General features: G+C 44.8%; 8 protein-coding genes and 1 pseudogene. 7 read left to right on the plus strand and 2 right to left on the minus strand.

The window, feature by feature from the left end:
* Nucleotides 1-340: 340 nt before the first annotated feature.
* Entirely contained in the window at nt 341-2878 is a 2538-nt protein-coding gene (locus tag BJP37_RS12785; protein ID WP_075899271.1) for a mannose-1-phosphate guanyltransferase, read from the plus strand.
* A 98-nt stretch (nt 2879-2976) separates the two neighbouring features.
* Nucleotides 2977-3138: a hypothetical protein gene (locus BJP37_RS39100; RefSeq protein ID WP_158069560.1), complete on the plus strand. Its 162-nt coding sequence runs from the start codon at nt 2977-2979 to the stop codon at nt 3136-3138.
* 6 nt (nt 3139-3144) lie between these two features.
* On the opposite strand, the gene BJP37_RS36415 is transcribed toward BJP37_RS39100, so the two are convergent.
* Nucleotides 3145-3348, minus strand: coding sequence for a hypothetical protein (locus tag BJP37_RS36415; RefSeq protein WP_143727594.1), 204 nt, complete (start codon nt 3346-3348; stop codon nt 3145-3147).
* Between the two features lie 62 nt (nt 3349-3410).
* On the opposite strand from BJP37_RS36415, the gene BJP37_RS12790 reads away from it, so the two are divergent.
* The 5 genes from BJP37_RS12790 (at nt 3411) to BJP37_RS12815 (ending at nt 14652) form a co-directional block, all read left to right on the plus strand.
* Nucleotides 3411-3998: a single-stranded DNA-binding protein gene (locus tag BJP37_RS12790; RefSeq protein WP_075899273.1), complete on the plus strand. Its 588-nt coding sequence runs from the start codon at nt 3411-3413 to the stop codon at nt 3996-3998.
* Nucleotides 3999-4200: 202 nt separating this feature from the next.
* Nucleotides 4201-8211: an autotransporter outer membrane beta-barrel domain-containing protein gene (locus BJP37_RS12800; protein ID WP_075899277.1), complete on the plus strand. Its 4011-nt coding sequence runs from the start codon at nt 4201-4203 to the stop codon at nt 8209-8211.
* A 140-nt stretch (nt 8212-8351) separates the two neighbouring features.
* Nucleotides 8352-13409 carry an eCIS core domain-containing protein gene (locus tag BJP37_RS12805; RefSeq protein ID WP_075899279.1) on the plus strand — a complete coding sequence of 1686 codons (5058 nt, stop codon included), beginning with the start codon at nt 8352-8354 and terminating at the stop codon, nt 13407-13409.
* A gap of 17 nt (nt 13410-13426) precedes the next feature.
* Nucleotides 13427-14029 carry a hypothetical protein gene (locus tag BJP37_RS12810; RefSeq protein ID WP_075899281.1) on the plus strand — a complete coding sequence of 201 codons (603 nt, stop codon included), beginning with the start codon at nt 13427-13429 and terminating at the stop codon, nt 14027-14029.
* A gap of 287 nt (nt 14030-14316) precedes the next feature.
* Nucleotides 14317-14652 (plus strand): XisI protein, encoded by a 336-nt coding sequence (locus tag BJP37_RS12815; protein WP_075899283.1) that lies wholly within the window; start codon nt 14317-14319, stop codon nt 14650-14652.
* Nucleotides 14653-14720: 68 nt separating this feature from the next.
* Here the strand turns inward: BJP37_RS12815 and BJP37_RS44985 are convergent.
* Nucleotides 14721-15110 (minus strand): annotated as a pseudogene (locus BJP37_RS44985) (XisI protein).
* Between the last annotated feature and the right edge of the window lie 46 nt (nt 15111-15156).

A 15156-nucleotide genomic window follows, 5' to 3' on the forward strand; every position in this document is an offset into this window, starting at 1 on the left:
AAACTCTTATTATTTGTGAGAGTTAAATTAGGGTAACACCGACACGGATGATTATGTAACTTAAATTAAAGCCGAAAACCAAGGTAAAAATAGTTGCGCTTAAATCCCGGTGGAACGAACTTTTTTGACATTTTTATGGCGCTCGCGGGATATTCCTGAGAGCTTTGGGAGATACCCCCTGGATGCTATTGCATCTTGCATTGGCGGGCTAAAGTCTACGAGGGTAGATTTTGGTAGCTAAAAAGTATCGGAAAGTACTTCACTAAAAAAAGCCCATAACAAGACAAATGAACGTAGACAAGATGATCAAACCCCTTAACGGGTTAAAAGAGGAGGAATTATGCGAGCAGTGCTGATGGCTGGTGGTTCAGGAACACGGCTGAGACCGTTGACCTGTGATCTGCCCAAGCCCATGGTGCCAATCCTGAATCGACCCATTGCTGAACATATCGTTAATCTACTCAAACGGCACAATATCAATGAGGTCATTGCCACTCTGTACTATCTCCCAGATGTCATGCGGGACTACTTCCAAGACGGCAGTGACTTTGGGGTAAAGATGACCTATGCGGTAGAAGAAGAACAGCCTCTGGGGACTGCAGGTTGTGTTAAAAATATTTCCGAATTACTCAATGAAACCTTTTTAGTCATTAGTGGCGATAGCATCACCGACTTTGATTTGACTGCTGCGATCGAATTTCATAAAGCTAAGAAATCAAAGGCGACATTAATCCTAACTCGCGTTCCCAATCCCGTTGAGTTCGGGGTGGTGATCACCGATAAGGAAATGCGCATCCGCCGATTTTTGGAAAAACCTTCGACCTCAGAAATTTTTTCCGATACTGTTAATACTGGCACTTACATTCTCGAACCATCGGTTCTAGAGTACCTGCCATCAAATGAGGAATGTGACTTTTCCAAAGACCTGTTTCCGAAACTCCTCGCGAAAGATGAGCCAATGTATGGCTATGTGGCTGAGGGATATTGGTGTGATGTCGGTCACCTGGAGGCTTACCGAGAAGCCCAGTATGACGGCTTAATGAATAAGGTCACACTAGACTTTGCTTACCCAGAACAATCCTCAGGACTGTGGGTGGGACAAAATACCTATATCGACCCTACTGCCAAGATTGAAACCCCAGTACTAATTGGTAGCAACTGCCGGATTGGTCCAAACGCCCACATCGAAGCAGGAACAGTAATTGGCGATAATGTTACCATCTCTGCCTACGCTAACCTGAAACGACCGATTATTTGGAATGGAGCGTTGATTGGTGAAGAGGTTAATCTGAGTGCCTGCACCATTTCCAGGGGAACCAGGATAGACCGTCGTGCTCAGGTTTTCGAAGGTGCCGTTGTCGGTTCCCTGTCTAAAGTGGGAGAAGAAGCTCAAATTAGTCCCACTGTAAGGGTTTGGCCAAGTAAAACTATAGAATCAGGTGCAACATTGAATATCAATTTAATTTGGGGCAACACTGCCCAACGGAATCTTTTTGGTCAGCGGGGTGTCCAAGGCTTAGCCAACATCGATATTACTCCGGAATTTGCCGTTAAGTTGGGAGCTGCTTATGGGTCTACCTTAAAACTAGGCTCCCAAGTATCACTCTCCCGTGACCAGCGTAGTATCTGTCGCATGGTGACCCGGTCTTTGATTGGGGGATTGATGTCTGTGGGTGTCGATGTCCAGAACCTAGATGCAACTGCAATTCCTGTGGCTCGAACCGTGATACCAACCCTAGGGGTTGAGGGGGGTATCCATGTGCGAGTGCATCCTGACCGACCAGATCATATCCTGATCGAAGTTATTGATGCCAAGGGAATTAATATCAGCAAGGGTAAAGAGAAAAAAATTGAGGGGGCTTACTTCAAAGAAGACCTAAGACGAGTCCAGATCAATGATATCGGTAATGTTAACTACCCGATCCAGTTAATCGATATCTACGGTACTGCTTTTGAGAAGCATCTCAATGTAGAGGCAATTCGCAACAGTGGTTCTAAGGTAGTTATTGACTATGCTTATGCCGTGTCTGGTGCGGTGTTACCCCGACTGTTAGCGAAATTTGGCGCTGATGCAGTAGTCCTCAATGCCAGTTTGAAACAAACAGCTATCTCCACAGAAGAACGAGAGAGTTTGCTCAATCAGCTGGGTCAGGTGGTCGAAGCCCTAAAAGCCAATTTTGGCGTGCAGGTCTCTGCTAATGGGGAACAGTTTATTTTGGTGGATGAATCGGGAATGTCGATTCGAGGTGAGGTATTGACTGCACTGATGGTCAATATTATGTTAACATCTAATCCCAGGGGAACTGTGGTGGTTCCAGTGCAGACATCAAGTGCGGTGGAACAAATTGCCCGACGCCATGATGGCAAGGTGATCCGCACCAAAGCTAACCCCACAGCACTGATGGAAGCTTCTCAAAGCAACCCCAATGTGGTATTGGGAGGCAGTTGGGATATGGGCTTTATTTTCCCCCAACTACATCCAGGCTTTGATGCCATGTTTGGAATCGCCAAGTTGATCGAGATGCTGACAGTCCAAGAGCGATCGCTTGCTGATATTCGCGCCGAACTCCCCCGCGTATGGTACAAAACCGTTACCCTGCGCTGTCCTTGGACAGTTAAGGGTAGCCTGATGCGTCATCTGGTGGAAACCCATCCCAGTGAGCAGCTCGAACTTGTTGATGGCGTTAAAATTATCAACGCGCAAAATGATAACTGGGTGTTGATTTTACCCGATGCTGGCGAACCCTTAGTTCATATTTTTGCCAACAGCGATGACCGGGATTGGGCCGAGGAAAACCTCAAGCATTATCGCAACCATGTTCAGGAATTCGTTGAACAAGAACAAGGTGTAGAAGCGCAACCTTCAGCCGTGTCATAAATCCGTGTCATAAATCCGATTGATCGGCTGTTAACAGGTAAGCTATCAGCGAACAGCGATTAGCGCTACGCGCACGCTACGCGAACAGCTATCAGCTAATGCGCTACGGGCACGCTGTCTTGATGCAAAGCGCGAGTGGGGGTTTCCCCCAAGACCGCGCCGCATCGCTACTTGAGGTGGTATCAGCTATCAGCCATTCGCGTAGCGTGGCCTTTGGCCAAGGCCTGTGGTCACGCTACGGGAACAGTTTATGCCCATAGCGCAAGCTACACCGAACAGCTTTTGAATAAAATAAGCTGACGGCTGTTCGCGTAGCGTGGCCACAGGCCTTTAGCTGACGGCTGAATGCTTACGTTAACAGGCATAGCGGTGGCTTTCCTCAGAGAGTTTGTAGACTTCAGGAAAGTCACCGCTATGCCGTTGTTGGTAGTTAATTGTTGGTAGGTTAAGTTCAATAAAAGAAAAGCCAAAAGTATTGGTACGCTTGTTCTATAATGAAGAGTCAACACTGAAAGGACAAGGGAGATACGAGATGAACAGCTGCATTTTAATGGCACAAATTATTCAAGATCCAGAACTGCGTTACACCTCAGAGAATCAGACACCGCTGACTCAGATGCTAGTACAATTCTCCGGTCTCAAGGCTGAGGAATCCCCATCAACCTTAAAAGTGGTAGGTTGGGGGGAATATTTGGCTAATGAAATTAAAACAAACTATTCCACAGGCGATCGCGTGGTGATTGAAGGTAGCTTAAGGATGAATGTGATTGAGCGACCAGAAGGATTCAAGGAAAAACGGGCAGAATTGACTGTTTCCCGGATTCACAAATTGGGAACAGATGATCACTTCGAGCCACAAGTCATGGCATCGGATAGAACTTTCCAGCGTACCCCAGAACCATCCTCTCCCCAAACCTATGATAAGGTTGTATCGATGGATCAACATCGGATGTCGTCATCAGTTTCTTATCCCAACAATACCGAACAAGATTTTGCTTATACCAGCACTGAACAAAATACTGAGCAAAGTTTTGAGTCTTCTTTTGGGTCTTCATCTCCTCAAAACCCAACCTCTGGTAGCCCTAGTCATCAACAAGATTTAGATGATATTCCCTTTTAGTTATTCGGAGAAAAGATTATAGCGTTTCTCATAGTTATGAGGTACAAAAAAAATTTACCTCTTCCCTCTTCTCTGCTCCCTGCTCCCTGCTCCCTGCTCCCTGCTCCCTGCTCCCTGCTCCCTGTTCCCTATTCCCTATTCCCTGCTCCCTAAAACCAATAATTTTTCCCAGACCCAATTTCAAACTACTATAATAACCATAATGAAAAATATTCAACGTCCCAATTACTTTACTTCCCAGTTTCTAGTAGAAGAAGATTTTAAGGATGAGCAAGCCTACCATCGTGACATGCGCCTGCGTCACAATCGTTTACTCCATGAATGGGGTGTGGTGGAAGGATTAGAAGTAACTAAAGCCGGGGATAAAAAAATTGCCGTTAGTAAGGGTATGGCCATTGATAAAGATGGTCAAGAAATTATTGTTTTACCAAATTGTACAGTACCGGACACGATTAACACGATTAACTTAGATGGATTACCACTCAAGACAACTATTGAAATTACCGTCATGTATCGGGAAATTAAGGACAAGGGTTACCGAGTAGGTAGCGAGATCAAATACACTCGCACCACTGAACGTCCCAAGTTTGTCATTTACGGGAGTAACACAAGTCAAGACAATCTCCAAGACGGTAATGTAGATTTAAAAAATGCGGATAGTGACCCTAGGGATGATAAAGAGATTCTGTTGGCACGGGTGACCCTAGACAACAACGGTAAGGTTAGTGCAGTGGATAATTCTGTACGCAAGCTTGCTGGTGCTAAGTTATCTACTGCAGATGCTTTTCGAGTCAGATACGACTACAATTTCTTTGGGGCTAATCAAGATGCTTTAGTGATTGAACAAAGAGATCTTAATCACCCTAATCCTGATGGAGGGATTGCTTTTGTTAATACGGGTGACGATGGAGTTGTAGAAACTGCCCTTGTTATTAAAGGAAACAGCAATGTAGGTATTGGGACAAATAATCCTAGTGAAAAATTAGAGGTGGCTGGAACTGTTAAGGCCACCAACTTAAACCTGACAGGAGACTCAACCATCGATGGTTCCCTAACCGTTGCTGGAAACCTGGAAGTACAGGGGGATGTGATTGCCCGTGATACCGAGCATATGCCTGGGAATGTGTCCTTGGGGAATGGTGATAATGATCAAGTGATAATTGCAGGGGTAATTCGCTCAGAGCATTCATCTGGGGCGCTGAGGGTGGATGATGCGTTACATACCACTGGTGCTCTGACAGTGGATGGCAATGTAGGCATTGGCACAACCTCTATTCATAATCCTCAGGATTGGCACAAAGTTTTAGACATCTTAGGTTCACAGCATGCTCGGTTAAATGTCAGGTCTGGTGGTGGGGTAGTAACCAGTGTTTTTAGTCATGATGATTGGAATGGAGCCAGAGGCGTAATTGGAACGGAATCGAACCACCCATTAACCTTTGCTACTAACTATCAACACCGTATGACGATTGACCCCAATGGCAATGTGGGTATTGGGACAACTAATCCACAATCCCTTTTGCAAGTTGGAGATGGATTAGGAGGTGGTAATCGCCCCTGGATGACAACAGGACTACAAGTTGCTTGGGATAGTGACAATGTATTTCTAGGATTGAAAGATGAAGGGGCAGATCGCAAAGATTCTGTACTGGCATGGGGAGATAATACCAATGATGTATTCAGATTCATTTTTGCAGCGACCGGCGGTGCTGCAGATGGTCAAGAAATAATGAGGTTACAGCCAAACGGCAATGTCGGTATTGGCACAAATAATCCTACTGAAAAATTAGAGGTGGCTGGAACTGTTAAGGCCACCAACTTAAACCTGACAGGAGACTCAACCATCGATGGTTCCCTGACAGTGAATGGTTTGCTGGAAGTAAAAGGGAATGTGTCCTTGGGGGATGCGGATAATGATGAAGTCAAAGTTACAGGGGTAATTCGCTCAGGGCATTCATCTGGGGCACTGAGGGTGGATGATGCTTTACATACCACTGGTGCTCTGACAGTGGATGGTAATGTCGGTATTGGGACAACCAATCCTAGTGAAAAATTAGAGGTGGCTGGAACTGTCAAGGCCACTAACTTTGAAGGGGATGGTTCGGCTTTAACTGGTATTAGTGCTGGAAAGTGGTCTGATGGTGGTAGTAACAAGATTTACTATAATGCTGGCAATGTCGGCATTGGGACAAATAATCCTATTGAAAAATTAGAGGTGGATGGAGCTGTTAAGGCAAAGTCGCTGACTATCGAAGACAACCTCACTGTCAATGGCAAGATTACAACCTCTGGCATGATTAGGGGGTCATCAATGCCGCCTAATCTAATCAGAAATTCCTACATGAATATACTCGATGGCAACAAGCCTGCTGGGTACAGAATCGATGGGAATGTTACTTTAGAAGCAGCCCACCCTTTCACGAAAGGGTTTGAAGGACCCTATGTAGGCGAAAAACCACCCAATGCTGCCGATAGTGTAGATGATGCAACCGAAGAAAATCCTTATTGGTTTGGCATATTTAACAAAGGTGCGCGAATAAAAAGAGGTGGTTTAGCTGATGGTTGGGCTAGTTTTCCTGACGGTAAGATTTTGAAAATTACTGGGGATAATTCAGGACAACATACCATGATACTTTTTCCCTTTGAGTCCCGAGGTAATTTTTTAACCAAAAAGTACGTACATCTCAAAGCTTGGCTCAAGATTTCTTCCGGTAAACAAGTGGGATTTGGCGAACTTGCTGGGTGGGGTAACGGAAAGCCTAATAGTGGATTGATAATTACCAAGGAACAAAGTGATAATGCTCCAGATGGTTGGTATCGAGTAGATGGCGTAATTCCCACATCTGAGGTAACGAGGTTGGGTGGTCAGAGTTTTTCTATGGGTATAGCGGGTGACGACGCTGACGGATCTTTTGAAGTATATCTAGCCTTACCATACCTAGCCAATTTAGATAATGATAGCTGGCTTCCTAGTGTTTCTGATATGCTTTCGCGGGATGGGTTAACAGTTCATCCTACTTCTGGTAATGTTGGCATTGGGACAACAAATCCTAGTACAAAATTAGAGGTAGATGGAACTGTCCAAGCCACTAGGTTTGAAGGGGATGGTTCTGGTTTAACTGGTATTAGCGCTGGTGGCACAAAGTGGTCTGATGGTGGTAGTAACAGGATTTACTATAATGCTGGCAATGTCGGCATTGGGACAAATAATCCTAGTCAAAAATTAGAGGTGGCTGGAACTGTTAAGGCCACTAAATTTGAGGGGGTAGGAGACTCAACCATCGATGGTTCCCTAACCATTGCTGGAAACCTGGAAGTACAGGGAGATGTGATTGCCCGTGATACCGAGCATATTGCCGGAAATGTCTCCTTGGGGGATGCTGATAATGATGAAGTGAAAATTACCGGAGTGCTGCGCTCGGGACACTCCTCAGGGGCGCTTAGGATAGATGATGCTTTACATACCACTGGTGCTCTGACAGTGGATGGGAGTCTCAGTGTTAGTAATGCGATCGCTACTGCTCAATTAAGTGTCACAGATCGGGTCACAGGTTCCCTAACCGTAGAGAATAATCTAACTGTGGGTGGTTCCCTTACTACCAGTGAACTAAATGCCACAGGAACTATTCAGGCAAAATATCTATCACTTGCCCAAAGTGGTGCTCGGAATAGCAATATGGCAACCTTTGCGAGTAAGAATCCAGAGCCTCCTTTCGTTAACTGGTATCACAATAAATCAGGGGGTGATACGGTTCGCTACGGGTATATTCAGGCTGGAGATTTTGGTCAACACAAAGAGTTTAGATTTAGGGTAGAAAACCAAGCTAATTTTACATTCCTCAACGGCAATGTCGGCATTGGCACAAATAATCCTAGTCAAAAATTAGAGGTGGCTGGAACTGTTAAGGCCACTAAATTTGAAGGGGATGGTTCTGTAGGTAATGCCGAATTAGCTAATAACTCCGTGACCAATGCCAAAATTGCCAATGATGCGGTCAACGCTGCCAAGATTCAAAACGGTTCTGTCGGTAATGCGAAATTAGCCGATAACTCCGTGACCAATCAAAAAATTGCTGATAACAGTATTAGTATGGATAAATTGGATGATGAGACTAGGAATGCAGTGAATCAAGCTTCTCAGGTCGAACGTCTAGAAGGGCTAATTTTGGGTCTAGAATTTAGAATTTCAGGGTTAGAAAGGGGAAATTTGTAGAAATGCGAGTAGATTTTCCTATCGCTGTTCCTGACTCAGATTTTCCTGATCAAGAAAATTCAAGCTAATACTTTAAAGCTTAAAGACGTTATGATCAAGCAAGGATATTAGCAGTAATACCCAAGAAAAAGGTGAACCATATGGGATATCAACGGGCAAGCCAAACTAAAAACAACCAAACAACCCCAAAGGGAAAAACCGTTCAAGCCAAGCCAACCCCCTTGGGTACCCATAGTCCGGTTCACCCGATGCTGCAACTCCAACGAAAACTGGGAAACCAAGCGGTCAATCGTCTGATCCAGACAAAAATGCAAGTGGGGGAACCAGATGATGTGTACGAGAAGGAGGCAGACAGTGTTGCAGCCCAAGTAATGCGCATGCCAGCACCCTCAGTGCAAAATTCCATGGAGGAAGAGGAGGTTCAAACTAAGCCGATAGCGCTACAGTTACAATCCGAGGAAGAGGAAATTCAAACTAAGCCGATAGGGCTACAGTTACAATCGGACGAAGAAGAAATTCAAACTAAGCCGATAGCGCTACAGTTACAATCCCAGGAAGAGGAAATACAAACTAAGCCCATAGCGCTACAGTTACAATCCCAGGAAGAGGAAATACAAACTAAGCCCATAGCGCTACAGTTACAATCCCAGGAAGAAGAAATACAAACTAAGCCCTATGGGCTACAGTTACAATCCGAGGAAGAGGAAATACAAACTAAAGCAAATCCTGGTCAAACCCCAACAGTATCCCCTAATTTAGAAACCAAAATCCAATCCCGACGGGGAACGGGTCAACCTCTACCGGAGAATACCCGCAGTTTCATGGCATCCCGCTTTGGTAATGATTTTAGCGGAGTAAAAGTCCATACAGACTCGATAGCAGCATCAGCAGCCCAAGAATTAAATGCCCAGGCTTTCACCACCGGTCAAGATATCTTTTTCGGTTCCGGTTACTACGAACCCCATACCACTAAAGGGAAAACCCTCTTAGCCCACGAACTTACCCACACGATTCAGCAACAGCCTAGTGTTGCCGGGAGCTCTATTCAGGGTCGTGAGGGTATGAATGACAGTGAAACCGCAACCATTTCACCCACAGCCCCAGCCCCAGCACCTTCCTCCCCCACATCAGTACCACCCCCAACTACCACAACCCAACCTCCCGAAGTTACTGTTACCGCCACATCCCCAGAAGCAACTGCTGCCCCACCAGCAATAACTGAACAGACCACAGCATCAGTTTCCGCAGAAGCTCCCCCAGAATCAGTAACTCCCCAACCTGCAGGGGAAACAGGAAGTGTTGGTGTGGAATTGCTCATGCCCGAACCTCCTTCGGAACTTTCCCCAGAAGCTCAAAACCGCCTCGCACAAGTTCAAAGCAATGCTGCTACGGCTGCTGCCACAGAATCTGAACTTCCCAGTGCAGAAGCTAACGTTGCCAGTGCCCGTAGTGCAGTAACAGAACCAGAGGAAGAAACCAGTGCCCGTGCAGGGGAAGCTTTGGTGGAAGCCCTCGGCGAACGACCCCAGCCCAGTCCTGAAATTGAAGCTCTGTGTCAGAGAATTTATCAGATAATTCGCAGTAAGCGTCCCCCCGATGAAGAATCCCTCGTGGATGCTGACCCCACAGAAGCTGCCCAGGAAGCAGGGGGTGAACTGAATCAATCCATTCAAAGTAACATAGAGCAAGTCGAAAGTAGTTATGACCAACTAGACCAACAACCAGAAGGCACTGCCCAACAGCAACCCCAAGCACTGGAAGTTCCCCCGGAAACCGTAGAAACCCCAGAAATCAATGCCGAAGCTGCTGTTCCTGACCCCGTAACCCCAGAAGCAGTGTCCCTAGATGCAGATGTTGCTGCCAGTAGCACTCGCATGGAAGAAGCGGGGATGAATACGGAAGCTGCCCAGTTAGTGGAAACAGGTCCCATTGCAGAAGCGAGGGCAGCTCAGGGAGAACTTCAGGAAACAGCCCAGCGAGATCCAGCAGAGGTTCTTGCCGAGCAACAAGAAGCTTTAGCCAATGCCAGTTCTGATATGGCAGCTTTGCAGGAAGCAGCACTTAATGCCCTAGCTACCTCCCGTGCATCCACCGTCGGCGGAGTACATAGCCAACAGACAGAAATGGTGGGTTCCGAAGAGCAAATGCGCACCCAAATAAGTGCCCAAGCTCAAGGAATTTTTGCCCATGCCCAAAACCAAGTTAATACCCTCCTCACGCCCCTATCTCAAACAGCCATGAATCGATGGGAAACCGGAGCAGCAGTTCTTTCTGAGCAGTTCCGGCAAAGTCTATCTCGGGTAAAACGCTGGGTCGATGAGCGTCACGAAAGTACGGTGCTGGCAGTGGTGGATTATTTTACCGGTTTACCTGACTGGGTAACGGAGGAATACGACAAAGCGGAACAGGCTTTTGGTGATGGGGTTTGTAACCTGATCCGGGAAATTTCGGCAGAGGTAAATGGGGTAATTGCTACCTGCGAAGCAATCATAGATCAAGCCCGTCAGGAGATTAATAATCTCTTTACCAATCTGCCAGCAGAACTACAGGAATGGGCAGCATCGGAACAGGAAAGGTTTAATGCTCAACTCGACGGCTTGCATCAGCAAGTAATGTCAACCCGCGATAACTTTAACAGTGACCTGGCTAACCGTGCAGCTCAATCCGTACAAGAGGTGCGCCAAGAAATTCACGAGTTGCGTGAAGCTGCTGGAGGGTTAATTGGGCGCGTTGTTAATGCGGTTAACCAATTCCTGGAAGATCCCGCTAAGTTTATTATTGAGGGATTGTTAGCATTAGTGGGCATTGCAGCCTCTGCTTTCTGGGCAGTGGTAAACCGCATTGGAGATGTGATTGACGATATTGCTGAAAATCCCTTGGGATTTGCCGAGAATTTACTGGCAGCCATTGGTCAGGGATTTGCTCAGTTCTTCGACAAAATTGGTAGCTACCTGCTCGATGGCTTACTAGAATGGCTATTTTCTGGTTTAGGAGCTGTGGGAGTGCAAATTCCCTCTGATTTTTCCCTATCGAGTGTTATTACCTTCTTCTTGGAATTAATGGGTATTACCTGGGAGCGAATTCGGGGCTTACTGGCTCGGCACATTGGGGAGGAAAATATCGCCTTAATTGAACAAGCCTATGAACTCATCGCTGACTTAATTACCATGGGTCCCCAGGGAATTTTTGAGATGATTAAAGAACAGTTAGATCCCCAGAATATCCTGGACATGGTAATGCAATCAGCAATTGATTTCTTGCAGGAAACCTTGATTGCCCAGGTGAGTGTTCGGGTGCTGGCTATGTTTAACCCCGTGGGAGCAATTGTTCAGGCGATAGAAGTAATTTATAAGGTACTTAAGTGGATTTTTGAAAATGCAGCTCGCATCTTTAGCCTGGTGGAAACTGTGGTTAATGGTATGGCGGATATTATTGCTGGTAATGTTAGCGGTATGGCAAATGCGGTTGAGCAGGCACTAGCAAGGTTGGTGGTTCCCGTCATTGATTTCTTTGCCGGTTTAGTTAATTTAGGTAATTTGCCAGATCGTATTGCGGATACGATTCGCGGTTTCCAAGAGTGGGTTGAGGGTATTCTGGAACGGGTGATTGCTTGGTTGGCGGAAAGGGCGAGGGCGTTGTTGAGGAGTTTGGGGATTGGGGGTGAAGAGGATGATCAGGTAGGACCAGATGGACAGCTCAGCGATGTTGTTGTGGGTGAAACTATCAATTTTACAGGTGGCAACGAGAACCATCGTATTTATGTTTCTGTTAGTGGGTCTGAAGTGGAATTGATGGTGGCAAGTAGTAGACCGCTACCTCTCTCTAGTAAGCTAACTGAATGGGAAAGCTCTCTCTCAACGCTTGCATCTCCACAACAGCAACAAGCTAGTGCCCTGATTGCTACAGTTAGAAGCCAGTACAATATTGTTGTAAAAGAGGGAGAAGAGGCTAACCAGGCAATTAGTCAAGCGCAACGAACCCCCAATGAAAACACAACAGCGCAAGCACAGCAACAAGACAATGAGGTAGAAGCAGCGGAAAGAAGTATCACGCCTGAACTAGGTGAATTGTTTGACATCTTTGAAGGTGGCATTCCATTCCAACCGATTGAGGAAACGATTCAACTTGAAGGAGGTACTGATCGACTGTCTATAAGACCAGGCAACCGAGGGAATCTTGATGTATTTGTCAAAAATAGTGAAATTACATCTTTATTTGTCAGTATTATCTCAGGTCCGCTTGGAAATGCCATTCATAATCATGGCACCATTTTAGCCGAATCCATTGCAGATAATATTGATCCTCAACTTGATGAAATAAGATCTGTGCATATTAATGACGGAAGAGTTGCCTCTAGCTCACTCGAATTACTTAATTCCCATGCAAGAACAATTAGTCAGCAATTATCCAGGTTTGGACCTGCCATGAAAGCTCCTTCCCTCTCAAGACTGTTGAGTCTTGAGCCGATTCAGAGGTACCGAGTTGGCTTTAATCAACAAATGGGAAATCACCCAACAATCATTGCTGAATACGATAGACAGCTACACGAACAGGAAATTGGTCTCAATGCCATAACACTGGATCAGTGGATTGTTAACAGGAATGCTTATTCTCTCAATCAAAATCAAATTGAGCAAATTGACAGTGATGAAAGAGAAACTGTTTTAAGAGAACTCCGTGAACGTGCTTTAGCAGCTCAAGAAACCGCAAGAGGACGAAAGCCAAGGTTCCAGCAAGCTGCCGATGAGGTAGAAAGAGCACTTGAAAATCCAGAATACATCCCCAATTTTAATAAGTTAAAGTTAGTAACTAATCGATTTGGTAATGAACGAGCTTGGCGCAGGCAAAATAGAGAAGGAATTGCAGCCCTATTACAACAACTTAGGAGTGAAACAGATGATTGGAAACTTATTTTTAAGAGAGCTGCTGTTCTGCACAATGCTGATCAAATAGCAGGAGGATTTGGCACAATCCCGAATGTAAACATTGTTCCTAGACCTTCAGAAAATGATAGTGATGAGGCTTGGCAGAATTATCTTCAACAGCTCCGAAGATATGTCGGATCATCCCGAATCAATTCTGGAATAGGTTCACTTTGGAGAACCAAAATAGATGCTCTGGAAGATTATATTAGAAGCAACTATCAATCTCAAGGATGGTCTATTTGGAGAATGAATGTGGAACTCAGTAGAGAGTAATTAGGTAGGCAGAAAATATGTCATCAGTTGGAGAAGCTTTCATTCAAGGAATTGGTCGCCCAGACTTACCTGAAGTATCAGGGATAGATTTTTCTAAGCGCATTGCGCAAAAAGTTTGGGAAGAAGTGCAAGAGGAGATTGGCTCTGGATGGTTTATGAATAGGTTTTTATATTTATTTGGAGAAAAGCTAGAATATTTATCTCCTTGTATAGATGCATGGAGCTTCTTGTTGGATTCTGAATTAAACAGAATAGTTATTGGTAAAAACGCTTATGGTTTTCTATTGATAATGGAAGACCCAAAAACTAAGGGAATTAATGCCCCAATTGGTTTGTTTGATCCATGGAATATTAGCTATCGTAAGTATGATGGACTGGGTTTTATAAATCTGATTGGTAATTGGTTGCCTCAAGGAAGAGTACCAGGTTTTCTATATAATATTCTGTATGAAAGCTGGCAAGAAAAAAATAAAAACTATCTCGATTTTTTTGAAATAATTGCCATTAAGCAGCCTTTATCCCTTGGAGGAAAAATAGAAGAGCAAAATTTTCAAATTGAGAATATAGTTGAGTACTATCAAACTACTGGTTCTATATATAATAAAGTCTTAAATTCATAATAATATCAGCCTCTTATCCTGATATTTATGAATCACAATTTTTCAAAAATCCTCTGGTCTAACCCAGAGCGATCGCGTTTCTTCCTCATCCCTAGCAATATACACGGCGATGATTTTCCCAGCCTTCATGGAGCAGCATAAAATGGTTGCGATCGTGCCCCGCGTGACCTACGGTCAATCGCTAACCTAACCCAGAATAACTTATAACTCTCAAAGAAGTCGATTATTGTATAATAGTTTCGTATCAAGATTTGCATAGATTGCTTATCTGAAGAGGTGATTTTAGAATGGAAAAAATAATCCAGTATCGCCAATACATTAAACAACTTCTGAGTGATTATGCCAGTAAAAGTCCATCTGATCAAGATGTTGAAGCTGCCTTAATATTTGACTCAGACCACGACCATTACCAAGTTGTCTATACTGGTTGGAAGAATCGCCAACCAATGTATGGTTGTGTTCTACATATGAGTATCAAGAATAGGAAAATTTGGATACATCATGATGGAACTGAAATTGGTTTTGCCAACGAACTTGTTAAATTGGGAGTACCAAAAACTGATATTGTACTAGCATTTCAAGAACCTGCTGTACGTCAATATACTGACTTTGCAGTGAATTAGAGTAAATTCATCGGCATTTTTTATAATTTTAGAGGTAAATTGACTGTCATAGAACTTATCAGCAAACACTATGCCACCGCATACCCAGTATGTTCACGAATCTCGGGGGGATGAAAAGCAAGAACAATCCTATCCTTCGGTACTCCTGAAGCAACCAATTCATCCGTGATACCATCTTCAATACCGTCGTAGTGAATCCAGATTTTACCATCGCGGATTTGAGCATGAACAATGGTACCATATACACGGCGATGATTTTCCCAGCCTTCATCGAGCAGCATAAAATGATTGCGTTCGCGTAGCGTGACCTACGGTCAATCGCTACTGATAATTACAGAGGTTGTCACATCACCATAGCGGTAAGGAAGATTGGCGTAATACTTTAAAATATTTTCTAGCGATGCAGCGCGGTCTTGGGGGTTTCCCCCATGAGCGACTGCATCAAGACAGGGTTTCACGCCATTGCTCTAAACGTTGATTGGTGGTTTCCATTCGATAATTTCC

Origin of the sequence: Moorena bouillonii PNG (assembly GCF_001942495.1) — a bacterium.
Taxonomy (GTDB): Bacteria; Cyanobacteriota; Cyanobacteriia; order Cyanobacteriales; family Coleofasciculaceae; genus Moorena; species Moorena bouillonii.

Excerpts from the sequence above, each read along its gene's own strand:
- BJP37_RS12790 (WP_075899273.1), top strand. The coding sequence starts at position 3,411 with ATGAACAGCTGCATTTTAATGGCACAAATTATTCAAGATCCAGAACTG.
- BJP37_RS12800 (WP_075899277.1), top strand. The coding sequence starts at position 4,201 with ATGAAAAATATTCAACGTCCCAATTACTTTACTTCCCAGTTTCTAGTA.
- BJP37_RS39100 (WP_158069560.1), top strand. The coding sequence starts at position 2,977 with ATGCGCTACGGGCACGCTGTCTTGATGCAAAGCGCGAGTGGGGGTTTC.
- BJP37_RS12805 (WP_075899279.1), top strand. The coding sequence starts at position 8,352 with ATGGGATATCAACGGGCAAGCCAAACTAAAAACAACCAAACAACCCCA.
- BJP37_RS12810 (WP_075899281.1), top strand. The coding sequence starts at position 13,427 with ATGTCATCAGTTGGAGAAGCTTTCATTCAAGGAATTGGTCGCCCAGAC.
- BJP37_RS12815 (WP_075899283.1), top strand. The coding sequence starts at position 14,317 with ATGGAAAAAATAATCCAGTATCGCCAATACATTAAACAACTTCTGAGT.
- BJP37_RS12785 (WP_075899271.1), top strand. The coding sequence starts at position 341 with ATGCGAGCAGTGCTGATGGCTGGTGGTTCAGGAACACGGCTGAGACCG.